Here is a 20,420-nt window from a genome sequence, read left to right on the forward strand (position 1 = left end):
TTTTCCGCCACACTGGCGAAGCCATGGGGCATTTCCAAGGGTAATCTGTCGTTCCCCCGGGGCGCGTTCAGCCCCCAAGGGTGCGGATAAAGATCAGCGCCATGGAATCGTGCAATTCAATCGGCCCGCCGCAATACCCCGGATCGACACCGGGGGTGCGCAGGGCCAATTCCCATCCGCCCTCCGCCAACCCCGGTATGTCGCTGTCCAGCGGATCAAAGGGTTCGGTCGGTTTGCCCTCCATATGCAGCAGTGCAAACACCTGTTCCCCGTCCGGCCCGTGGCGCAGGGCGCGAAACAGGGTGCGCCCGTTGATCGGGGTGCGGTAATCAAAGTGATCCTGCGCGCCAAATGCACTGCGCAGCCATGGCCGGGCGCGGCGGAAATTGCGCAGGGCAAGGGTGAAACCTGTCTGTTCCGGCACCAGCGTGGCAAAATGATGGGCAACGTTGCAATATTCGTGCATGTCATCCATCCACGCCCGTGCGATCTGTTTCAGGGCTGCCACGCTCAGGGGTGTGGCCCGGCAAGGGGGGTTCGGCCTTGCTCAGCAGGCTGGTGATTTCATCCAGATCGTAATCCGTCACCTCAACCAATGCGGGCAGAAATTCAAAGAACCGCGCCAGTTGATCGCGGGTGGCAAAGCCCAGATCCTTGAGCCTGCGAAAGTTGCTGCCGATGGAATAGGCATATTCATCGACCTGCCATTTCAGGCTGATCACCTCTTCGGCCACCACCTTTACCCCGTATTTATCGTCCTGATTGCGGATGAACCCCCAACTGGCCCGGGCCGTGGCATTCAGAAAATCCATCGGCACCCCGGGCAGCACGCCATAGGTCAGGGCATGCACCGCCGGGTTGTCATAGGCCTTGTCCAGAATATCCATGTGGGTGGTGCCAAGGCGGGTGTTGATGTTCATATCCAGCGAAACCTGCGTGCCACGGCGCAGCGTGTCGTGGTTCGAGGTGCCGGAAATCCAGTTTTCGCCCACCTCAAGCATTTCGCGGATGCGCCAGTATTTGCCCAGCCAGAAAGTGTAAAGAAACGGCGTGTTATGGGCAAAGGTCAGCGGCCCCCATTGAAACACATCGTCATCGTTCTGCGCCTCGATCACGCTGCGATAGGTGCTGGACAGCTCCCAATCCTCGTCGGGCCAGGGGCGGCCATCCTCGAAAATGAACCAGGGGCGGTAACAGGTGCCTGCCACGTTCTGTTCCACATCGGCCATCTGTTGCAGGTAATCGTCGTCATGCTCCATGCACTGGGTCGCTGTGTTCCAGTTCTTGAAATCCTGCGCCCCGTCCACCCGCACGCCATCGGCGCCGAAATCCACCTTGCGCCGCTGCAATTCCAGCAGGATCGCGCGCACGGCGGGGCTTTGATAGGCAAGGTTCTGACCATACATGTTTGGCCCCGCAAAAAAATGTGCGTTCAGCGCGGCAAGGCCCTGATTGTCGGAATGACCAAACACCACATCCAGGATCAGCTTTTTCGGCTTGCTGGCGAAATTGTGCAGAACACTGGCAAAATCAACCAATTCATCGGGCCGCCCGGATTCGAGCAGCACCGGATTTACCGTTCCCATGCCCGAAATCACCGTATCATAGCCCCAGTTGGTGGTGTCAGGCCGGGTCAGCGTCACGTCACTGCCGCCCTCGCCCAGGGTATCCTGCCAAAAGGCCTGGCCGGTTTCATAAACTGTGGTCGGTTCCACCGGCAGCAATTGCACCGCGTCATAGCCGACGAACAATTCGTCCGACGGCTCCAGCGGCAGCCCCTCGGCCACGCGATCGGACAGGCGTTGATAGTACCGGGTAAGGCTGGCCAGCGTGCCACCGGCGGTGGCGGTGGGCACATGGATTTGCAGAATATTCACCGGCGGGGTGAATTTATGGGGCCGGTCGCATTTCAGCGCGGCAAAATATCCCGCATCGCCCCGCCCCGCCTGCATCGCCGCCACATCGTAAATCTCGGCCGGGGCAAAGGCCCCGAACGGCAGGGACATGGCCAGCGGATCAAGAATGCGGTGCCAGCGATCCTCGCCATCGCGCCACACGAGGGCGTAAAAATCGCCCACCCGGTCGCGCCGCCCGGCCAGCGCGCCGCGCACGGCGGCAAAGGTGCGGGTTTCATGGCGCACCGTAGGAACAAGCACCCGGTCAAACCGTACCGTGCGATGGCCCAGGGTCAGATCAAGTGGCGCCTCGGGGGCCATCAGCTCCAGAAACACGTCGCCTTCGGGCACCCGGTTATCCAGCAATTCGGGGGTCCAGAAACTGAACCGCACCACATCCCCCGCCAGCGTGGCGCCCATATTGCGCGAAATCGCCTGTTCTGCGGCGAAAATCGTATCACTGTGGGTGTAAAGATCGCCGCAGTCCGCCGCGAGGGCGTGGGCAGTTTCCAGATCGGCGGCGATCCGTTGGGCAAGGCGCATGGTCATCCTCCTGAGCGTTATGCCCAAGGTAAGGCCGGACTCGTCAGTGTCCAGCCATCGATGCGGATCAGGGCATCATGATGGCCGAGCGTTCAAACCGCGCCTGTGCGGTGGCCAGATCATCATAGGTCAGCGTCACCGTCACCGATTGCACCGATCCCGGCGGAAAGGCCAGATAGGGCTGCTGGCCCTCGGCCTTGATCGCGTTGGGTTGGGCGGTGTCCATGTAACACGGCTCGGCGGGAAACACCTGTGCGGGGCCGTCGTTCACCGCATATTCGATCTGAACCAGCCCACAGCGCCATGACAGGATCTGGGTGAAATACAACAAATCCTGCCCGTTGAAATCGCGCAGGGCGACCCAACTGCCTTTGGTGGCATCAAGGATCATCCGCACCTCGCCCGCCGTGGTGAATTTGCCGCTTGGGGTTTGATCCTCGGCAATGAATCCGGTCGTGGGTGTTTCCGCCTCGGGAAGTGGCGCAAACTTGGGTGTGGGGTCCGCGTCAGGCAAAGGCGCGAACTTGGGTGCCGGGGGCGCCTCGGCGGTTTCCGCCTCGGGCAAGGGTGCAAACTTGGGCGTGGGTGCTGGGGCTGGTGCCGGTTCCGGTTCTTCGACCGGCACCTCTGCCACCTCGGGCCGGTCATACCCCGCCCGCCCTTCGGGCAAAGCGGCAAACACCCCCGCGCTCAGGGCAATCAAAACAAGGATCAAATCCATTTCACTCTCCGCAAATAGCTGTGCCGCCAATCCGTTCTGGCGCAATCCGGCCTTCCCGCCCGGGACCGCCCACGATACCATGGCCGCACCCCGAGACAGCGAGCGAGGCCACCGCAATGGCAGAAAACCCGATCACCGCCGCGCCCGCCCCCACTAAGCCCGGGTCGGCGCCGCGTTTCAACATATTCATCGTCGTGCAGTCCGGGCGGCTGGCCTATGAGGCGGTGCTGTTCGCCGCCTCCCTGCGCCACACCAACCCCGATTTTGCCGGGCGGCTGATTTTGGGCGAACCGCAACCGGGGCCATTGTGGAAGCGCGATCCGCGCCTGTTGGACCATGATCTGCGCGCCCTGCTGACCCAGGAATACGGCGCCGAGATCGTCCCGTTTGACTCACGCCACTTTGGCGAGGCCTATCCCTATGGCAACAAGATCGAGGGCCTGTTCTGCCTGCCCGAAGGCGAACCTTTCGTGTTTTTCGACACCGACACGCTGATCACCGGCCCCCTGTCGGACATCCCGTTTGATTTCACCCGCCCCACGGCATCCTTGCGCCGCGAAGGCACATGGCCAGAGCCGCAATTATACGGCGCCGGATACACCGAAATCTGGAAATCGCTGTATGATCGGTTCGGGCTGGATTTTGCATCCTCGCTGGACCTGTCCCAACCCGATGAATACTGGCGGCGGTATCTGTATTTCAACGCCGGGTGGTTCTTTGGGGCCTGCCCCCACCGGTTTGGTGAACGGTTCTTGCACTATGCCCTGTCGGTGAGCCATGACCCGCCCGATATGCTGGCCTGCCAATCCCTTGATCCGTGGCTGGATCAGGCGGTCTTGCCGCTGGTGATTCATTCAATGGGCGGCGGGCGCGATACGTTGCCGGGTGGGATGCTGGATGGCACCCATTCGTGCCATTACCGGATGCTGCCGATGCTTTATGCCCGCGAGGCCGATCATGTGGTTGACCTGCTGGAAACCATCGCCGCGCCCAACAAGGTGAAAAAGCTGCTCAAGGGCCATCCGCCGATCCTGCGCATGGTGTACCAAAATCGTGGGGACAAGGCCCGCGCGATGTTCGACCGCGCCAACCTGCCCCGCAAGGAACGCGCGATCCGCAATCAACTGCGCCGCGCGAACCTTTGGTTGCGTTAGGCCGACTCGTCGTCCGGTTTCAGCAGGGCGGCCTGCACGCCAGTATCCCAGCCCAGATACATCCGGTCTTCGGTTTCGATCACCGGACGTTTCATCAGGGTCGGGTGGTGGGCCAGTTGGTCTTCCGGCTCTGACGCTTTCATCCAGTCGGACAACCCCCGATAGGTGGTTGAACTGCGGTTGATCAGCTTGTCTCCGAATTCCAGCAACAGCGCATCCCATTTGGAGGGGCTCAGCGGATCGGCCCGCACATCATGAAATGCCACGTCGTGGCCTGCCCCCTCAAGCGCCTTGATCGCCTTTTTGCAGGTGTCGCAGGTGGGAATTCCGTAAAGGGTAAGTGTCGTCATGTCAGACCTGAATTGGTGGGTTCGCGCGGATAATGGCGGATAAATCCGGGGCTGTCACCCATCCTGTGCAGGGACGGCGCGCCGATATTCATGCACCACACAGACCGGCGCCGTGGCGCGCAGGGGGTGGCGCCCACATCTCGCCAATCGGCAGTGTCGAACGCCGGAAAGAACGTATCGGCTCCCGGCACATCCAGCGCCACCTCGGTCACCAGCAAACGGTCGGCCATGGGCAGCATTTCACGGTAAATCCCTGCCCCGCCAATGCCATAGACCCGCCGGTATCCGGCATCAAAGGCATGGGCCACCGCCGCCGCCACATCGCGGCAGACAACCGGCGCATCCACATCCCCCGAAGACACCACAATGTTCAGACGGTTTTTCAACGGGCGCACCGGCAGGCTTTCCCATGTGGTGCGGCCCATGATGATCGCGCCGCCCATGGTTTCGCGTTGAAAAAACGCCAAATCCTCGGGGGCGCGCCAGGGGATTGTGCCATCCTTGCCGATGGCGCCATCGCGCGCCCGGGCCACAACCAGTGCAATCATCGGCCCACCTCCGCCGCAGTGTGGGGCGGTCTTTTATCCGCCGATAGTGCCATTCCAACGATGTTCGCCGCACGGTTCATGATCTCAGGTCCCTGATCAGGCCGCATCATGGAACGGCGCGCCAATCTTTGACACCGATCCCCCGCCAGCGGCACATTTCATCCGAAACTGCATCAAAGGTTCGGGGGACGCAATGGCGCGGGCGGCGAGACTTGCGCAGGGTCTGAACGCCAAACGCGATGGGGCCGGTCGGATTTGCACCGACCGGCCCCGACAGGCGACCAGATGGCCCCTTAAAACGCCGGGCGTTAGCCCCGCTCGCCGTGTCCACCGTTATGGTCCCGCGCGCCGTGTCCACCGTCATGGTCCCGCGCGCCGTGTCCACCGTCATGGTCCCGCGCGCCGTGACCGCCGTCATGGCCCCGCGCGCCGTGATCCGGTGCGCCTCGATCATCGGCATTCAGAACGCCGTCACCGTTGCGGTCCATCTGTGCGACGATACCGCCGAACCGCCGGTCCATTTCCGCCTGGGTCAGCGATCCGTCCCCATCGGCATCAAGATCCTGAAAATCGTCGACCATCCGGTCTTTTGCCAATTCAACAAAGATCGACTGGAATTCGTCCAGCGTGATGGCGCCATCGCCCGAGGAATCGGCCCCGGCCACAAGCGAGGCACGGAACAGGTCAATTTCGTCCTGGCTGACACTGCCGTTTCCGTCAGCATCAACCCGGTCCATTGCCGCACCAAACATCATGCCACCACCACGGGGGCCGCGTTCGCCACGTGGCCCATGATCGCCGTGATCGGCCGTCTGAACAACCGTGGCCGCGTCATCCACGCCGGTCACCGGCCCGGTTTGCCCGGACGCGATGGCGGCCGCGCTCAGGCTGCCGAACAGGGCGAGGAACAGAACAGGGAGGGTTTTGGTCGGTTTCATGGTATTTCCTTTCATGGGTCAGTTGGGGGCTTGCGGCCCCGATGACCTCCATCTAGCGGTTCGTCGGTCGAAAGGTTTGTCAGCGCCACCTCTGCATTGTCGCCGTTTGTCGCAACGTCGCGATCTGATACAACTTGCGACAATCGAAAGGGATCATGGGCTGCTGCGCATCTGGTTTTGCAGGCACGCGACAGCCTAAAACGACTGAAACCGCGACTTGCATACCAAAAGGAGCCGCCTGTTGACCGACCCCGTGACCCCACAGATCCTGATCGTCGACGATGCGCGCGACATCCGCGAACCGCTGGGCCAATACCTGCGCAAGCAGGGCTATCGCACCCGGCTTGCCGCCCATGCCGCCGAGGCGCGCGGGATCGTGGCCGAGGCCGCAATTCATCTGGTGGTGCTTGATATCATGATGCCGGGCGAAGACGGGCTTTCGCTGTGCCGCTGGTTCGTGGCGCAGGGCGGCCCGCCGGTCCTGTTGCTGACGGCGATGGCGGATGAAACCGACCGGATCGTCGGGCTTGAACTTGGCGCTGACGATTATCTGGTGAAACCGTTCAACCCCCGCGAACTGTTGGCCCGTGTTCGCGCGATCCTGCGCCGGGCGCCCCCGGCCCCCGTGGCACCGCCCGACGGAAAACGCACCTTCGGGCGCTGGACCCATGACCCAGATCAGTTGCGACTAAGCGATATGAACGGCACCACTGTCGACCTGACCTCAGCCGAGAACCGCCTGCTGGGCATCTTTCTGGATCAGCCCCGCGTGGTGCTAAGCCGCGCGACCCTGCTCGATATGACGGCGGGGCGCGAGGCCAAGGTTTATGACCGCGCCATCGACAACCAGATCAGCCGCCTGCGCCGCAAGATCGAACGTGACCCGAAGGCGCCGCGCCTTCTGGTAACCGAATGGGGCGGCGGTTACCGGCTTGTGGCGGATGTAACCGACGGCACTGCCTCGTGAGGCGCGGCCTTGCGCGACTGACCCCTGACGGGCTTGCCGGTCGGTTTGCGCTTTTGCTTTCGGTTGCCCTGATTGCGGCCAATGTCATTGCCTTGGTCGTGCTTGCGGCGGATCAGCGGAACTTTGACCGCAGCGTCAGCGAAAGCCGCGAAATCGAAAGGATCGTCGCGCTTGTTCCCGCGATGGAGGCGGTTTCCCCCAAGGCACGGGAACGGATCGCCAACGCCGCCTCGACCCGCTTTGCACGGGTGCAGGTTGACGTACAGCCGCGCCTGACCGCGACCGCCGCCGACGCCCGTTCACAGGATCTGGGCCAGCGGGTTTCACAGGCCCTGGCGGGGCGGGTGGTGGCAGTGGCGATCGTTCCCCAGGGGGCAGAACCGGCTGCTCCGGGCGATTGGCGCAAACGCGACGCCATCATCATCACCATTCCGTTGACCACGGCACAAGCGCAGCCCGACCAATGGCTCAACGTCATGACCAGCGGCGCGCCCCCCGTAACGGTGGAATTCCCGAAGGGGTTATCCTGACGATACTGGGGCTGTCTCTTGTCTGCGTTCTGGCCGTGGCGCTGCTTTTTGCCCGACGTCTGACGAAACCCCTGGCCGATCTTGCCACCGCCGCCGGGGCGGCGGGGCGCGGCGACCGGACGGCACGGGTGCCCGAAACCGGTGCGCGCGAGATGCGCACGGCAGCGGCGGCGTTCAACGCGATGCAGGGCGAAATCGCGCGCTTTGATGCCGAACGGCTGCGCACCCTTGCGGCCGTCGGGCATGATCTGCGCACGCCAATGACCAGTCTGCGCATCCGCACAGAGATGGTCGAGGACAGTGATCTGCGCGATCCGATGATCCGCACCCTTGATGAAATGACGGTCATGGCCGATGGTCTTGTCACCTATGCGCGCGAAGGGCGTGATGTCGAACAGCCCGCGCCGGTCGATCTGGCCGCGCTGCTGACGCACCTGTGCGGCGAACGGGGCGCCGCATTTGCCGGGGGGCGCCGGTAACAATCATGGGGCGGCCTGTCGGGCTGGGCCGGTTGTTCGGCAATCTCGTGGACAATGCCCTGCGCTATGGGACAACCGCAAATGTCACGCTGACGGCCACCCCCACAAAGGCGGTGATCACCGTTGATGATTGCGGCCCCGGCATTCCGGCAGAGCGGCTGGAAGAGATGTTCCAGCCGTTTTCGCGTGGCGAAGACAGCCGCAACACCGCCACCGGCGGGGCCGGTCTTGGGCTTTCCATTGCCCGCACGATCGCCCAGAGCCATGGTGGAACAATCACGTTGCAAAACCGGCGGGATGGCGGGTTGCGGGCCTGCGTGACCCTGCCGAAAGGGCCATAGACCATGACGTTTGTTCGCCGCCTCCTGAAGCTGCTGGCGCTGGTGCTGATCGTCGGGTTGTTTGCCGTCGCCTGTCAGATCATCCGCAATTCCGCCGACACGCCCCTGCGCCCTGCCCCGCAATCGGGCCTGCGGGTGGCAAGCTATAATGTTCACTATATCATCATGGGGCAAGCCAGCGGCCCGTGGTCACGCGGCGATTGGAACCGGCGGCGCGGGCCGCTCGACCTCGCGGTCAAGGCGATGGATGCCGATGTCATTGCCTTTCAGGAAATGGAAAGTTTCACCCGGGGCGACGAAAGCCGCGTAAACCTTGCGCTTGACTGGCTGTTGGCGCGCAACCCCGATTACGCGGCCGCTGCCGTGGGGGATCCGGCTGTGTTTCCCTCGACGCAGCCGATTCTGTATCGCGTGGCCCGGCTTGAGATGCTGGATCAGGGGTGGTTCTTTTTCTCTGAAACGCCCGATGTGATCTATTCGCGCACCTTCAACGGATCTTATCCGGCCTTTGCCTCATGGGCACAATTCCGCGACCGGCGCACGGAGGCGACCTTTCGGATCGTGAATGTCCATACGGATTATGCCAGCCGGTCCAACCGCTTGCGGTCTATCACGTTGGTTGCCGAACAATCGGCGCCGTGGATCAAGGCGGGCGGAACAGTGCTGTTGACCGGAGACCTGAACGCCCGCCTTGGGGATCGCGGCGTCGACATCCTGCAAAAGGCGGGGTTCACCTTTGCACCGGTCGAAGGCGCCACATATCACTTTAACCGCGGGCTGAATCTCTTTGCGGCCATTGACCATATTGCATGGGCTGGCAACGCCCGCCTGCTTGGGTCACCCATGGTTGTCCGGCACCGGTTTGACGGCGAATGGCCAAGCGATCATTACCCGGTCGTTGTCGATCTCGCGACAGAGTGACCGGCGCGATCGACCGCCCCCGAGGCGTCAGGCGGTCTGTCGCGACCACTCCATGCTTTCGAATTTTTCGCGAAAGGCAAAGCGTTCCAGATGCTTGTCGATAACGCTGCGCGCCTGCGCCAGACCCTCTGCGCTGTCGGCGTGCAGCACCACGATCAGATCCGTTTCTGTCGCGGTCAGAGTCGCGGGGCCGGCAGGTAATACCACCGCGCCAGAATGTTCGTCAAAGCGAACCTCGACCTTATGCGCAAAGTGTTTGCACAATTGTTGCAGGTAGCGGCTGGCGTGGGATGTGGTGAAGCGGCCTTCGTCGTGAAATTTATCCGGCATATCGAATTGTCCTGAGTATTTTTGTCAGCTATTTACCTGACAAAATGAGTCGGCCTTGTCGAGACTTTATTGCTCACCGGAAAATGAAAGGGAAATTCATGAAATCCGTCCTTGCCACCGTTGCAATCTGTGCCCTGCCGGGCATCGCGTTCGCCCAGACGGTCGATATTCAAACCGCCATCGGCGTGGCAACTGTCCCTGCCGCGCCGCAAAACGTTGTCGCGTTCGATCTTGCGGCCATCGACGATCTGAACGCCCTTGGCGTGACGGTCGCGGGTGCCCCCGATATCACCCCGCCCACCTATCTGGCTAAAGCACTGGCCGGGGTCAAAACCGTGGGAACATTGTTTGAACCGGACTTCGAAGCGCTGGCCGTCATGGCCCCCGATCTGATCATCGCGGGCGGACGGTCGCAATCGCAGGTCAAGCCGCTGTCACAGATCGCGCCCACCATCGACATGACGATCGCGGGCGATAACCTCATGGCGAACGCCGAGGCGCGCGTGACGGCCTATGGTGAAATCTTTGGCCGACAGGATGACGCGGCGGCGCTTTTGTCGACCCTCGATACAGCCATCGCCGACGCCAAAACCACCGCACAGGGCAAGGGCGACGTTCTGATCCTGATGACCAACGGCGGTAAGGTTTCGGCTTACGGCGACGATCTCGCGGTTTGGTTGGCTGCACAGTTCCCTTGGCCTGCCCGAGGCCTATCCCGATCTGACGCCGGAAACCCACGGCGAGGCGGTTTCCTTTGAATTCATCGCCAAGGTCAACCCTGACTGGATTTTCGTCATCGATCGCGGCGCCGCCATCGGCCAGGAAGGCGAAGCCGCCGCCGCCACGCTGGACAATCCGCTGGTGGCCGGCACGACAGCGGCCAAGGCCGGGCATATCGTCTATCTCGATCCTGCGCGGCTTTATCTTGCCGGCGGCGGTATCCAGTCGATGATGGGAACGATCGCCGAAGTGAGCGATGCCATGACCGCAAACGGCAGTTGATCAATCGCCATGCGTTTACCGGTTCTTGCGGGCCTGACGCTCGCCGTCCTTGTGACGGCGAGCCTGCCTCATAGGTGTCGCTGATCTTTTTACGGGGGATCTTGATGCGCAGATGGTGCTGGCCGTCAGCAGGCTGCCGCGCACCTTTGCGGCGCTGCTGGCGGGGGCGGGCCTCGCGCTGGCGGGGGTCGTTGTGCAGATGAGCGTGCAGAACCGGCTGGTGGAACCGGGGCTGGTTGGCACGCCGGAATCGGCGATGCTGGGCCTGCTGGCCGTAACCCTGATCGCGCCGGGCGCGGCCTTGATCGTCAAGATGTCGGTGGCGGCGGGCACTGCCCTGATCGGCACGCTGGGGTTTCTTTGGCTGGCGCGCCATGTTCCGCGCCGCGACCCCATTCTGTTGCCCCTGGTCGGGCTGATCTATGGCGGGATCATCGGCGCGGCGGTGCTGTGGATCGCCTGGACCACGGATCTGGTGCAATATATCGGCGTCTGGCAAAGCGGTGAATTTTCCGGTGTCCTGCGGGGCCGGTACGAATTGTTGTGGGTGGTGGCCGGGATTGCCGGGCTGCTGTGGCTGGCCGCAGACCGGATCACATTGCTGGGGCTGGGCGAGGATGCGGCGCGCAGTCTCGGCCTTGATTACCGGCAAACCCTGTTGACGGGGTTGATCCTTGTGGCTGTGATCGTGTCGGTTGTGGTGGTCAGCGTCGGGTCGATCCCGTTCGTGGGGCTGGTCGTGCCCAACGTCGTGTCGCGCTGGCGCAGCGACAACCTGCGCCGCAACCTGCCTTTGGTGGCATGGCTGGGCGGTTGCATGGTTCTGGGCTGTGATATCATCGGGCGCCTGATCCGATACCCCTATGAAATACCGGCGGGCACCGTTTTTGCCGTTCTGGGTGCGGCCCTTTTTCTGTGGCTGTTGCATGCCGCACCAAGGCAATCCCATGGCTGACCGTCGCCTTATTCTTATTGGTATTGTGTTGCTGGCCGTCTCCGCGCTGTTCCTGTTGTGGAATCTGCGTGCGCCTGTGGGCTTCATCCTGTCACTGCGGTTGACCAAGCTGGCGGCGCTCTGCGTGGTGGGGGCCGCCGTGGGCAGCGCGACCGTGCTGTTTCAGACCGTCGCCGCAAACCGGTTGCTGACCCCCGGCATCGTCGGTTTTGACGCCTTGTTCGTGTTTATCCAGACCGGGCTTGTCCTGACATTGGGCGGCGCCGGGTTTGCCACCTTGCCGGCACTGGCCCAGTTCGGGGTTGAAACCCTTGTCCTTGTCGGCGCGGCGCTTGCGCTTTTCGGGGCGCTGCTGCGCCGGGGCGCCGATGACATCCTGCGCCTTGTGCTGACCGGCGTGATCCTTGGGGTGCTGTTGCGCGGCCTTGCGGGGTTGGTGCAGCGGTTGCTGGACCCATCCGAATTCGCCATCGTGCAACAGGCCAGCTTTGCCACCTTCGGCGCAGTCGACAAAACCCAACTGGCCATCGCCGCTGTTGTTCTGGTCCTGTGCCTCGGGGTGGCCCTGCGCCTTGCCCGGCTGTTCGATCTGGCGGCTTTGGGGCGGGCCACGGCGCTGCCGCTGGGGCTTGATTATGACCGGGTGATCTTTGCGGCGCTGGGGCTTGTGGCGGTGCTTGTTGCCGTTTCGACCGCGCTGGTCGGGCCGATCACGTTTCTTGGGCTGCTTGCGGCCAGTCTGGCCCATGCGATCCTGCCGACCTGGCGCCATTCGCGGCTGATTCCGGCGGCGGCGCTGATCGGGGCGACAATCCTTGTCGCGGGGCAATTCGTGTTTGAACGGCTGCTGGGCCTGCAATCGACCCTAACCGTGATCGTCGAGTTTCTCGGCGGTCTGTTGTTTCTGTTTCTCGTGCTGAAAAGGCCCCGGTGATGATAAGACTGGACAAAGTAAGCGTCGACAAAGGCGGCAGCGCGATCCTGTCAGACGTGTCGCTGGCCTTTGGTCAGGGGGGCATCACCGCCCTGATCGGCCCGAACGGCGCGGGCAAATCGACGCTGCTGCATGCCATCGCCGGGCTGATCCCCCTGCCCGTGGGTTGGTCGAGGTCGAAGGCATTGACATGACCCGCGCCCGCCCCCGGAACGGGCGCGCCGTGTCGCGCTTTTGGCCCAGAATGAGCAGGTGACAGCGCGGCTGACGGTGCGCGATCTGGTCAGTTTCGGGCGCTGGCCCCATCACCACGGGCGCCCCCGCGACACCGACCTGATCAAGATCACCGAAGCCATCGACACCTTTGATCTTGCCGCGCTGGCGGATCGGCGGTTGGATGCCCTGTCCGGCGGTCAGCGCCAGCGGGCATTCGTGGCAATGGCATGGGCGCAGGAAACGCCCTGGCTGTTGCTGGACGAACCGCTTTCGGCGCTGGACCCCCGCCATGCCCGCGACATCATGGACCGCCTGCACGCCCTGACGCGGCAGGGCGCCCAACAGCGCAGCGTGGTGATCGTCTTGCATGACCTTGGCGTCGCCGCCCGCTATGCCGACCGCATCGTCGCGCTGAAAGACGGGCGGCTGGTCACATCTGGCCCACGGGTTCTGAAAATGACCGGCACCATGCTGAGCGATCTGTTCGGAACCGGCCTGGCGATCAAGAATGTGGCCGGACAGGATGTCGTCGTGCCGGTCTAGCGATGCCGACCGGATGGGCCGCGCGGCGATTCTTCACATCTAGCGCCCTGAAATTGCAACGGAATACCGGGTTTTCGCGCCAGAAGGCGGTGGCGGAAACGGCGCGGCGCGGCGCACAAGGCGCAGGGCCTCGCGATCCAGTGCCGTCGACCCCGAACTGCGGGCGATGGCCGCCCCCGACAGTGCGCCGTTCGCGGCAATGCGGAATGACACGGTCGTCGTGCCGCGCGCCCCGGCCCGGGGTTTGGGCACCCGCGACAGGCGCGCCATGACTTGCCCGGGATAATTGCTGACGGCGGCGTTTCCGGCACGGCGGGTGGCGGCGCCGCCGGCGCTTTTCGGTGCCTTTGCGGCGTTGCGGCGCCCATCCGATGCGCCCACGCGGGCGTTTTGCGCCGCATTCCCCTTTGGCGGTGCCGGGCGTTTGGGCTGTGTCGCATCCGCCTGGTGCCGTGGCATTGTCTGGTTCGTTTTTTCAAACTGTGCCGTGCGCGGTGCCGGGCGGGGCGATTGGACAACGACCCCAGGTTCGATTTCGGCTGATCTGGTTTGCCGGTCGACATCGAGGGTCCGGGCAGGCTCTACCTTCGGCGCCGTTTCAACCGCCAAAGGTTCCCGAGTGGCGGCCGCCGTGATTGTGGCGCGCGATGGCGTCAGGGCCTTGATCGGGTTCGGGGCGACCTTTGCCGGTTTGGCCGGGGTTGCGGGCTGCGCCACAGGTTTCGGGGCCGCAGCCAGAGGTGGCGGCGCATCGGCCATGGGCGCCGCCCGTGCAACTACCGCAGTTTCCACCGCTTGCGACGGCGCGACGGTTCCGACGGCCATATCGGCGAAACTGTTGCCCAGGCTTGCCGCGCGGCCCCCCGAAGCGCCTTCGATCATGATCGGTTCAGGGCGGATCAGAGCCACGGCCAGCCCCGCGTGCAGCCCGACCGAACCAACAACAGCCAGCGTTTTCATCATGCCTGCCCGGATGCTCATTTCATGGCCCTTTGCGTAACGATCACGATTTTTTCGGCCCCCGCCGCCCGCAGCTCGCCCGCCAGCCCGACCAGCCGCGCCGCGTCAAGCCGGCGATCCGGCACGACACGCAGCACAGCACGATCTGGCGGCGCCAACCCCGCGACAAAGGCGGCAACCGATGCAATATCCCTGCCCTGGTGGGTGATCCTGCCGTCGGGGTGCACAACAAGGGCGTCCGGCGGCGCGCGCCCATCCAGATCAGCGGTGCGCACCAACGACAGGGTCGGGTCCAGCGGGCGGGCCAGCGTTCCGGCGACCATGAAAAACACCAGCATCAGAAACACGATGTTGATCAGGGCGATGGTCGGTTCGCGCCCACCAGAGCTGCGCCGACGCCTCATGTGTCGCCGCCCAGAACGGTGGGCGAAATGCCGGGTACGCGGCGCAGCACCACCAGAACATCGGTCAGCCGCTGCGCATCGACACCGGGTTTCAGCGACACCAGCAACGCGCGGTCGCCATGGGGCGCCCGCTCTGTCAGGGCGGCAGGCAGTCCGGCAAGCGTGACAGCCCCCCGTTCAGCGTAAGCCCACCAGCGGCAAGTTGCAGGAACAACGGTGGCTCCCCCTCTGCAACGTCCGCGCCTGCGGCGGCAGAGGCCAGTTCGACCTCGGCGAATTTCGAAAAGGTCGAACTGAGCATAAAGAACAACAACAGCAGGAAAATAACGTCGATCAACGACGTCATCGACAGCCTGCGGCGCCGCGCCGCCCTACCCATGGGCCGGTACAGCCGTATCCGGGGTGGTCCTGCCGGTGCTGCCCAACGGCGATCGGACGGTGGCAATGGCGCGTTCCGCCAGGACGCGCTCGGCCTCCATCCGGCCCTCGAACCAGGTCAGGATCAGGGCGGTCGGCATCGCCACGGCCAGCCCGACCGCGGTGGTCAGCAGCGCCACCCAAATGCCCCCCGCCAGGATCGACGGGTCGACCTGCGCGCCTGCGTCCTGCAAGGATTGGAACGCCTCGATCATGCCCAGAACCGTGCCGAACAACCCCAGCAGCGGCGCAAGCTGCGCCACCGCATCCAGAAACCGCAGCCCCCGTTCCAGGCGGGCGAACCGGGTTTCCGCCTCGGTTGTCAGGCGGGTTGCGGCGGCCGGATCGCCCGGTGCGCCAAACGCCATCCCGATCACCGGTGCAAGATAGCTGCGCGACCGGATCAGGGCGGCCCGCGCCCCTGCCCTATCACCGGCATCCCACGCCGCGACGGCCCGGGTCAATTCACGGTGGCGGCCTACGCCGCTGGCCGCAAACTGCCAAAGCTTGAACAACACGGTGGCCAGCGTCACCACAGATACCAACACAAGCAACAGCACGACCGGACCGCCAAGATCGGCGATTCCGGCCAGCCGGTCGACAAGATCATTCATCCGATCAGCTCCACATTAACGCGGCTTGATAATTGAAGCCCGTCCACACAGGCCCCAGCCGCAAGATCGGGCGCGTCACACGTGCTGGCGCCGTTGATCAGGATCCGGCCCAGATCACCGCAACCGACCCCATCCAGCACGAACTGGCGGACGCGCGGACGCGCGGGCGGCAGATCGGCAAAGTCGAACAGGGTCAGGCGCTCGACATCGCCGTCGGTGTCAAACAGCACCGTTTCGAACACCGCATGGGTGACTGCGGCGGCATACCCGTTGATCGCCACAAAGGTGAGCGTGCAAACGCCCGCCTCTGTGGTTGCCGCGTTCAGTTCGATGGACAGGCCGGGGGCCACGTCCGTTTCCTGTGCTGTGGCCACACCGGCGGTCATCGCAAAAGCGATCAGCACCGCCAGTGGCCCTTGGGTTCGGTCCGTCATGACAAACACACTCTGCGGTGTGATGGCGCCAGGGGATGGGTGCGGGGGCGATCAGATACAGGGGCCAAGATCAGAACTTTTTTGCCAGAGTCAGCTTGATGTTGCGCCCCGGTGCCGGACGGGTGGACAGGAACGGCGTATAGTCGCGATCCAGGGCATTCTCGATTCCTAGGCGAATTTCGGTGCCTTCCAGAACACCCTGTTGCGGCGCATAGGTGGCGCGCAGATTATGAACACCAAACCCCGACGCCTGTTGGGTGCCGTCGTTCACCCCCAGGCTCGCCACCAGTTCCCAACTGAGATCGAGCGCATCGCCGAACTTTTTGCCCACCGTCGCGCGCAGGCTGTCGGCAGGGGTGTTGCGCCAGCGTCCGCTTTGCGCGCCATCGCGTTCTGTGCCGTCGGTGATGTTCGCGTTCACGTCGAAATACAGCCCGCTTTCCAGCGCATAGGACGCTTCGAGTTCAAGTCCCTTGGTTTCAATCTCGTCGGGGCGATCGGCCGAACTGGCCCCAAAGCTGGAGGAATAGGATGTCACATCATAAAGTGTGCTTTGATACAGGTTCGCCTTGATCGCAAACGTATCGCCCGAGACGAACAGATCGGTGCGATCCCAGGAGGCACCAAGTTCAAACGTGCGCGCCTTTTCGCTTTGCACGATAAGGGCGGGGTCGCCCAGATCGTCAAGGATGGGCAGGTTTTCGGTATAGGCGGCGCTGCCGAACACCGCAAACCCGTTGCCAAAGGCATAGCGCGCCGAGACACCGCCCATCAGCGCGCTGTCCTTGAACGGACCACCAAAGGCGGGATCGCTGGCGCTGATCTTTGATGTTTCAAACCGCAGGGCCGGGGTGATCGTCCAGGCGCTGCCAATGCGCATTTCATCTACGGCGAACAGCGCGATCCGGTCGTCGCGCCCGCCGGGGGCCGACGATGCATTCTGGCGGTCCTTGCGGATGAATTCCAGCCCGGTGCGCAATTCATGGGCAACTGCGCCGGTGTCGAACAGGCTGGTGTTGTGGAACGACAGCTTGGTCGTTTCATACCGGTGATCGGCATTGCGCAGATCGTCGGCACCGGGGCCGACGGCCGTTTGTTCGATCACCTGATCGGCATAGGACAATGCGACGGTCAGATCGACCAGATCGTTGGCCGCGGGGTTCCAGCCATAGGTCAGCACACTTGTGCGCGAGATCGATATCGCGATCCACGTTGCCGAAAAATCCGGCGGTCGTTTCGAATGTGTCATAGGGGACATCGCGTTCTGACGACGTGGTGTCGGAATACATCAGGCTGACATATTGGTCGCGGTTTGCGCCGAACGTGTATTTCGCCTTGGCCAGCCAGGATGGCAGAGTGAAATCGCTGTTGCCAATGGTGGCACCGGTGCCATCGTCCTGCTGGTCCTGATCGCGCCAGGTATAATTCGCCAGGAACTCCAGATTTTGGGTCGGTTGCCAGGCCAGGGTTGTCGAGCTGGTGATGCCATCGCCGTTGGTTGCAAACTGCAACGTCTGGCTGCCCGCAAAGCCGATCTCGCCCAGTGTGAAGTCCGACGCATCCTTGGTTTCCAGCCGCACGACACCGCCGACGATGCCCGATCCATATTCGAAACTGCCCACCGTGCCGCGGATCACCTCGACCGATTTGTAAAGGAACGGATCGGTGAACAATTGCGTACCGATACGATACAGTTCTTCCGCGCCCACCGATGCGCCATCAACCTGCACCGCGACCTTCTGGTCGGTGCCAAAGGTCGCGTTGGCGCCATAGCCCCGAATATTGATTCCCGATCCCTGTGGCGTCGACCCGTTGACCAGGGCCACACCCGGCACGGAATCGATCAGCTCGGCCACGGTGTTGGCCTGCCGGTCGTCGATCTCTTTCTTGTCGATTTCGGTCACCGGGGTGGCGGTGCCGGTCTGAACCGCGCGTTTTCCTTCGCCCAACACGATGGTGCCAAGAAATTCGCCGTCGGCCTGCTGGGCGGTGGCGGGCACCATCGAAAGGACAAGCGCGGCAAGCGCGGTCGAGCTGCGCAGCCCGGTTTTCATCTGTGATCTGGTCATACTGCATCCCCAAGGATTGACGTGGGTGCCGGGATGCTCGCGTTGGGCTGGCTGGGCATAAATTTCAGCGGCGAATGTCAATTCCGACGATTGCCGCTTGAGGTGCATAAAAAGACCTACTAAAACTGTCAACTACATTTGCCGCCCGATCCAAAGATCATCGGCAAGCCAGCCGGGCCTTGTGCCGCGCCAGCATTCCCTCAACAAATCACAAGGTGCACCATGCCCGATACAACACGCCCGTCTGCCGAAAACATCCGCTCCCGCGAGGACGCAACCCCGGGCTGCGCGCCCGTGACCTGGCCGAAACCCTTGGCATCACCGAGGCCGAACTGGTCGCCGCCCGCTGCGGCGACGGCGTAACGCGGATCACCGCGCACCCCGACGCGGTGATCGGCGCGGCGCAAACCTTCGGCGAAGTGATGGCCCTGACCCGCAACGATCATGTGGTTCATGAAAAAATCGGCGTCTATGACAATTACAGCACCGGCCAGCATGCCGCGATCGTCCTGACCGACGACATTGATCTGCGGATTTTCCCGTCACAATGGTGCCATGCCTTTATGGTGGAAAAGACTGTCGACGACAGCGTGCGGCGCAGCATTCAGGTGTTCAATGCCGCTGGCGATGCGGTACACAAGATATTCCTGCGCGACGGGTCCGACCTTGCGGCGTGGGACGCCGCGAAATCGGCCCATGCCCTGCCCGATCAGGCACCGCGTTGCGATACCGAACCGCGCAACCCCATCGAAGGGGCAAAGGAAAACCCGCAAAAGATCGATATCCTGCGCGCGGAATGGGGCCGGATGACCGACACCCACCAATTCATGCGCCTGACATCGAAACTGCGGATGAACCGTCTGGGGGCCTATCGCAGTGTCGGCGCCCCCTTTGTGCGCGCGCTGGCCCCAACTGCCGCGGTCACGATGTTGGAACAGGTGCGCGATTCGGGGATCGAGGTAATGGTGTTTGTCGGCAATCGCGGCTGCATCCAGATCCACAGCGGCCCGATCCGCACCCTGAAACCCATGGGCCCCTGGCAAAATGTCATCGACCCCGGTTTCAACCTGCATCTGCGCGCCGACAGGGTGGCCGAGGTCTGGGCCGTCGAAAAGCCAACCCAGCGCGGACCGGCCATTTCGCTTGAGGCGTTCGACGTCGACGGGGGATTGATTTTTCAGGTGTTCGGTGTGGGCAAGGAAGGCCGCGACAGCCGTGCGGCATGGGGCAACCTGGTTGCCGGGCTGCCCGGGCTTGCCGAACAGGTGTCGGCATGAGTTGCAAATCACGCAAAAGGTTTGTTGCCTGCACCGCCTTGGCCACAGTCATGATCGCAGCGGGAACGGCAGTGGTTGCGGCGGACACCGCAAAACCCGACGGGATCGTTTCCATCGGCGGCTCTGTCACGGAAATCATCTATGCCCTGGGCGAAGGGGACCGGCTGACAGCGCGCGACACCACCTCGACCTTTCCACCGCAGGCAGAGACCCTGCCCGATGTGGGGTATATGCGGGCCTTGTCCGCCGAAGGCGTGCTGTCGGTTGCACCCAATCTGATCATTTCCGAAAGCGATGCAGGGCCGCCCGAAGCGGTCGGCCTGCTGAAAGACGCCGGCGTGCCATTCGTTACGGTGCCCGACGCATATGACCGTGCGGGCATCGTCGCCAAGATCCGCGCCGTCGGGGTGGCCCTGAACGACAACGCTGACGCCGAAGCCCTGGCCCAACAGGTCGATACCGCATTGCAGACCGCCGAAGATCAGGCCCGGACCATGGCGGGCGATCACCCCAAACGGGTGCTGTTCATCCTCAGCACCCAGGGCGGGAGGATCACGGCGTCAGGCTCTGGCACCGCTGCGGCGGGAATCATCACCATGGCGGGGGCCGAAAACGCCCAGCGCGGGTTCGAAGGTTACAAGCTCCTGACCGACGAGGCTGTGACCATGGCCGCGCCCGATGTCATTCTGATGATGGACCGTGGCGGCGACCACGGCGCAGCGGCGGACGAGGTGCTGGCCATGCCCGCGGTTGCCACCACCCCGGCAGCGAAAACGCGCGCTGTGATCCGAATGGACGGCCTGTATCTGCTGGGCTTTGGCCCGCGCACCGCCAAAGCGGTGAGCGATCTGGCCAACGCCCTTTACGGAGGCTGAACG

Annotated in this window: 24 protein-coding genes and 3 pseudogenes; 13 read left to right on the top strand and 14 right to left on the bottom strand. The window is 63.3% G+C overall.

What is annotated here, in order from left to right; genetic code table 11:
- Positions 1-67: 67 nt before the first annotated feature.
- The 3 genes from gghA (AC0L7P_RS13400) to AC0L7P_RS13410 form a co-directional block, all read right to left on the bottom strand.
- Entirely contained in the window at positions 68-475 is a 408-nt protein-coding gene (gghA, locus tag AC0L7P_RS13400) for a glucosylglycerol hydrolase (RefSeq protein WP_473433194.1), read from the bottom strand.
- Positions 468-2,438: a glucosylglycerol hydrolase gene (gghA, locus tag AC0L7P_RS13405; RefSeq protein ID WP_473433195.1), complete on the bottom strand. Its 1,971-nt coding sequence runs from the start codon at positions 2,436-2,438 to the stop codon at positions 468-470. The genes gghA (AC0L7P_RS13400) and gghA (AC0L7P_RS13405) overlap by 8 nt, the downstream gene beginning before the upstream one ends.
- Before the next feature lie 67 nt (positions 2,439-2,505).
- Positions 2,506-3,159 carry a hypothetical protein gene (locus AC0L7P_RS13410; protein WP_473433196.1) on the bottom strand — a complete coding sequence of 218 codons (654 nt, stop codon included), beginning with the start codon at positions 3,157-3,159 and terminating at the stop codon, positions 2,506-2,508.
- Positions 3,160-3,275: 116 nt separating this feature from the next.
- Here AC0L7P_RS13410 and AC0L7P_RS13415 point away from each other — a divergent pair, with 116 nt between their 5' ends.
- On the top strand, positions 3,276-4,313 hold the full coding sequence (locus AC0L7P_RS13415; RefSeq protein WP_473433197.1) for a hypothetical protein: 1,038 nt from the start codon (positions 3,276-3,278) through the stop codon (positions 4,311-4,313).
- Here the strand turns inward: AC0L7P_RS13415 and AC0L7P_RS13420 are convergent.
- The 3 genes and pseudogenes from AC0L7P_RS13420 to AC0L7P_RS13430 all read right to left on the bottom strand — a co-directional run bounded on the left by AC0L7P_RS13420 (position 4,310) and on the right by AC0L7P_RS13430 (position 6,149).
- Positions 4,310-4,663 carry an arsenate reductase family protein gene (locus tag AC0L7P_RS13420; RefSeq protein WP_473433198.1) on the bottom strand — a complete coding sequence of 118 codons (354 nt, stop codon included), beginning with the start codon at positions 4,661-4,663 and terminating at the stop codon, positions 4,310-4,312. The two genes, AC0L7P_RS13415 and AC0L7P_RS13420, sit on opposite strands and share 4 nt — an antisense overlap.
- A gap of 54 nt (positions 4,664-4,717) precedes the next feature.
- Positions 4,718-5,211: pseudogene (locus AC0L7P_RS13425) on the bottom strand (dihydrofolate reductase).
- A gap of 308 nt (positions 5,212-5,519) precedes the next feature.
- Positions 5,520-6,149 (bottom strand): EF-hand domain-containing protein, encoded by a 630-nt coding sequence (locus AC0L7P_RS13430; protein WP_473433199.1) that lies wholly within the window; start codon positions 6,147-6,149, stop codon positions 5,520-5,522.
- Positions 6,150-6,390: 241 nt separating this feature from the next.
- On the opposite strand from AC0L7P_RS13430, the gene AC0L7P_RS13435 reads away from it, so the two are divergent.
- Genes AC0L7P_RS13435 through AC0L7P_RS13455 form a run of 5 tightly spaced genes read left to right on the top strand, consistent with a single transcriptional unit; the run spans position 6,391 to position 9,387 of the window.
- On the top strand, positions 6,391-7,116 hold the full coding sequence (locus AC0L7P_RS13435; RefSeq protein ID WP_473433200.1) for a response regulator: 726 nt from the start codon (positions 6,391-6,393) through the stop codon (positions 7,114-7,116).
- On the top strand, positions 7,113-7,646 hold the full coding sequence (locus AC0L7P_RS13440; RefSeq protein ID WP_473433201.1) for a hypothetical protein: 534 nt from the start codon (positions 7,113-7,115) through the stop codon (positions 7,644-7,646). The genes AC0L7P_RS13435 and AC0L7P_RS13440 overlap by 4 nt, the downstream gene beginning before the upstream one ends.
- Positions 7,580-8,125, top strand: a complete 546-nt coding sequence (locus AC0L7P_RS13445; RefSeq protein ID WP_473433202.1) for a HAMP domain-containing protein — start codon at positions 7,580-7,582, stop codon at positions 8,123-8,125. The genes AC0L7P_RS13440 and AC0L7P_RS13445 overlap by 67 nt, the downstream gene beginning before the upstream one ends.
- A gap of 5 nt (positions 8,126-8,130) precedes the next feature.
- Positions 8,131-8,466 (top strand): sensor histidine kinase, encoded by a 336-nt coding sequence (locus AC0L7P_RS13450; protein ID WP_473433203.1) that lies wholly within the window; start codon positions 8,131-8,133, stop codon positions 8,464-8,466.
- Positions 8,467-8,469: 3 nt separating this feature from the next.
- Positions 8,470-9,387, top strand: a complete 918-nt coding sequence (locus tag AC0L7P_RS13455) for an endonuclease/exonuclease/phosphatase family protein (RefSeq protein ID WP_473433204.1) — start codon at positions 8,470-8,472, stop codon at positions 9,385-9,387.
- Between the two features lie 27 nt (positions 9,388-9,414).
- Here the strand turns inward: AC0L7P_RS13455 and AC0L7P_RS13460 are convergent, their stop codons facing one another.
- A complete protein-coding gene (locus tag AC0L7P_RS13460; RefSeq protein ID WP_473433205.1) occupies positions 9,415-9,717 on the bottom strand; it encodes a DUF2218 domain-containing protein in 303 nt (100 codons plus the stop codon).
- A 98-nt stretch (positions 9,718-9,815) separates the two neighbouring features.
- Between AC0L7P_RS13460 and AC0L7P_RS13465 the strand changes: the two are divergent.
- The 5 genes and pseudogenes from AC0L7P_RS13465 to AC0L7P_RS13485 all read left to right on the top strand — a co-directional run bounded on the left by AC0L7P_RS13465 (position 9,816) and on the right by AC0L7P_RS13485 (position 13,367).
- Positions 9,816-10,719: pseudogene (locus AC0L7P_RS13465) on the top strand (siderophore ABC transporter substrate-binding protein).
- A 112-nt stretch (positions 10,720-10,831) separates the two neighbouring features.
- The gene (locus AC0L7P_RS13470) at positions 10,832-11,674 is read left to right on the top strand and encodes an iron chelate uptake ABC transporter family permease subunit (protein WP_473433206.1); all 843 of its coding nucleotides are present in this window, start codon (positions 10,832-10,834) and stop codon (positions 11,672-11,674) included.
- On the top strand, positions 11,667-12,608 hold the full coding sequence (locus AC0L7P_RS13475) for an iron chelate uptake ABC transporter family permease subunit (protein ID WP_473433207.1): 942 nt from the start codon (positions 11,667-11,669) through the stop codon (positions 12,606-12,608). Before AC0L7P_RS13470 ends, AC0L7P_RS13475 begins: the two co-directional genes overlap by 8 nt.
- The gene (locus AC0L7P_RS13480) at positions 12,608-12,802 is read left to right on the top strand and encodes an ATP-binding cassette domain-containing protein (RefSeq protein ID WP_473433208.1); all 195 of its coding nucleotides are present in this window, start codon (positions 12,608-12,610) and stop codon (positions 12,800-12,802) included. Before AC0L7P_RS13475 ends, AC0L7P_RS13480 begins: the two co-directional genes overlap by 1 nt.
- 58 nt (positions 12,803-12,860) lie before the next feature.
- Complete coding sequence (locus AC0L7P_RS13485) at positions 12,861-13,367, top strand: ATP-binding cassette domain-containing protein (protein ID WP_473433209.1); 507 nt, start codon at positions 12,861-12,863, stop codon at positions 13,365-13,367.
- A gap of 39 nt (positions 13,368-13,406) precedes the next feature.
- Here the strand turns inward: AC0L7P_RS13485 and AC0L7P_RS13490 are convergent, their stop codons facing one another.
- The 7 genes and pseudogenes from AC0L7P_RS13490 to AC0L7P_RS13520 form a co-directional block, all read right to left on the bottom strand.
- Positions 13,407-14,348, bottom strand: coding sequence for an energy transducer TonB (locus AC0L7P_RS13490; protein ID WP_473433210.1), 942 nt, complete (start codon positions 14,346-14,348; stop codon positions 13,407-13,409).
- Positions 14,345-14,731, bottom strand: coding sequence for an ExbD/TolR family protein (locus AC0L7P_RS13495; protein ID WP_473433211.1), 387 nt, complete (start codon positions 14,729-14,731; stop codon positions 14,345-14,347). The genes AC0L7P_RS13490 and AC0L7P_RS13495 overlap by 4 nt, the downstream gene beginning before the upstream one ends.
- Positions 14,728-15,077 (bottom strand): annotated as a pseudogene (locus AC0L7P_RS13500) (biopolymer transporter ExbD). Before AC0L7P_RS13500 ends, AC0L7P_RS13495 begins: the two are co-directional and overlap by 4 nt.
- 25 nt (positions 15,078-15,102) lie before the next feature.
- Positions 15,103-15,762: a MotA/TolQ/ExbB proton channel family protein gene (locus tag AC0L7P_RS13505; RefSeq protein ID WP_473433212.1), complete on the bottom strand. Its 660-nt coding sequence runs from the start codon at positions 15,760-15,762 to the stop codon at positions 15,103-15,105.
- Positions 15,759-16,196, bottom strand: a complete 438-nt coding sequence (locus AC0L7P_RS13510; RefSeq protein ID WP_473433213.1) for a hypothetical protein — start codon at positions 16,194-16,196, stop codon at positions 15,759-15,761. The genes AC0L7P_RS13505 and AC0L7P_RS13510 overlap by 4 nt, the downstream gene beginning before the upstream one ends.
- 70 nt (positions 16,197-16,266) lie before the next feature.
- Entirely contained in the window at positions 16,267-17,340 is a 1,074-nt protein-coding gene (locus AC0L7P_RS13515; RefSeq protein WP_473435461.1) for a TonB-dependent receptor domain-containing protein, read from the bottom strand.
- Positions 17,237-18,265 carry a TonB-dependent receptor plug domain-containing protein gene (locus AC0L7P_RS13520; protein WP_473433214.1) on the bottom strand — a complete coding sequence of 343 codons (1,029 nt, stop codon included), beginning with the start codon at positions 18,263-18,265 and terminating at the stop codon, positions 17,237-17,239. Before AC0L7P_RS13520 ends, AC0L7P_RS13515 begins: the two co-directional genes overlap by 104 nt.
- Before the next feature lie 215 nt (positions 18,266-18,480).
- Here AC0L7P_RS13520 and AC0L7P_RS13525 point away from each other — a divergent pair, with 215 nt between their 5' ends.
- Together AC0L7P_RS13525 and AC0L7P_RS13530 are read left to right on the top strand one after the other, a co-directional pair.
- On the top strand, positions 18,481-19,542 hold the full coding sequence (locus AC0L7P_RS13525; protein ID WP_473433215.1) for a hemin-degrading factor: 1,062 nt from the start codon (positions 18,481-18,483) through the stop codon (positions 19,540-19,542).
- Positions 19,539-20,417 (top strand): heme/hemin ABC transporter substrate-binding protein, encoded by an 879-nt coding sequence (locus AC0L7P_RS13530; RefSeq protein WP_473433216.1) that lies wholly within the window; start codon positions 19,539-19,541, stop codon positions 20,415-20,417. The genes AC0L7P_RS13525 and AC0L7P_RS13530 overlap by 4 nt, the downstream gene beginning before the upstream one ends.
- Positions 20,418-20,420: the final 3 nt, after the last annotated feature.

It is taken from the genome of Oceaniglobus sp. K40-3 (assembly GCF_055808395.1).

Bases quoted from the DNA above. Each gene is read 5' to 3' on its own strand.
- gghA (WP_473433194.1), bottom strand. From the start codon at position 475: ATGGATGACATGCACGAATATTGCAACGTTGCCCATCATTTTGCCACG.
- gghA (WP_473433195.1), bottom strand. From the start codon at position 2,438: ATGCGCCTTGCCCAACGGATCGCCGCCGATCTGGAAACTGCCCACGCC.
- AC0L7P_RS13410 (WP_473433196.1), bottom strand. From the start codon at position 3,159: ATGGATTTGATCCTTGTTTTGATTGCCCTGAGCGCGGGGGTGTTTGCC.
- AC0L7P_RS13415 (WP_473433197.1), top strand. From the start codon at position 3,276: ATGGCAGAAAACCCGATCACCGCCGCGCCCGCCCCCACTAAGCCCGGG.
- AC0L7P_RS13420 (WP_473433198.1), bottom strand. From the start codon at position 4,663: ATGACGACACTTACCCTTTACGGAATTCCCACCTGCGACACCTGCAAA.
- AC0L7P_RS13430 (WP_473433199.1), bottom strand. From the start codon at position 6,149: ATGAAACCGACCAAAACCCTCCCTGTTCTGTTCCTCGCCCTGTTCGGC.
- AC0L7P_RS13445 (WP_473433202.1), top strand. From the start codon at position 7,580: ATGGCTCAACGTCATGACCAGCGGCGCGCCCCCCGTAACGGTGGAATT.
- AC0L7P_RS13450 (WP_473433203.1), top strand. From the start codon at position 8,131: ATGGGGCGGCCTGTCGGGCTGGGCCGGTTGTTCGGCAATCTCGTGGAC.
- AC0L7P_RS13455 (WP_473433204.1), top strand. From the start codon at position 8,470: ATGACGTTTGTTCGCCGCCTCCTGAAGCTGCTGGCGCTGGTGCTGATC.
- AC0L7P_RS13460 (WP_473433205.1), bottom strand. From the start codon at position 9,717: ATGCCGGATAAATTTCACGACGAAGGCCGCTTCACCACATCCCACGCC.
- AC0L7P_RS13470 (WP_473433206.1), top strand. From the start codon at position 10,832: ATGGTGCTGGCCGTCAGCAGGCTGCCGCGCACCTTTGCGGCGCTGCTG.
- AC0L7P_RS13475 (WP_473433207.1), top strand. From the start codon at position 11,667: ATGGCTGACCGTCGCCTTATTCTTATTGGTATTGTGTTGCTGGCCGTC.
- AC0L7P_RS13480 (WP_473433208.1), top strand. From the start codon at position 12,608: ATGATAAGACTGGACAAAGTAAGCGTCGACAAAGGCGGCAGCGCGATC.
- AC0L7P_RS13490 (WP_473433210.1), bottom strand. From the start codon at position 14,348: ATGAGCATCCGGGCAGGCATGATGAAAACGCTGGCTGTTGTTGGTTCG.
- AC0L7P_RS13495 (WP_473433211.1), bottom strand. From the start codon at position 14,731: ATGAGGCGTCGGCGCAGCTCTGGTGGGCGCGAACCGACCATCGCCCTG.
- AC0L7P_RS13505 (WP_473433212.1), bottom strand. From the start codon at position 15,762: ATGAATGATCTTGTCGACCGGCTGGCCGGAATCGCCGATCTTGGCGGT.
- AC0L7P_RS13510 (WP_473433213.1), bottom strand. From the start codon at position 16,196: ATGACGGACCGAACCCAAGGGCCACTGGCGGTGCTGATCGCTTTTGCG.
- AC0L7P_RS13520 (WP_473433214.1), bottom strand. From the start codon at position 18,265: ATGACCAGATCACAGATGAAAACCGGGCTGCGCAGCTCGACCGCGCTT.
- AC0L7P_RS13530 (WP_473433216.1), top strand. From the start codon at position 19,539: ATGAGTTGCAAATCACGCAAAAGGTTTGTTGCCTGCACCGCCTTGGCC.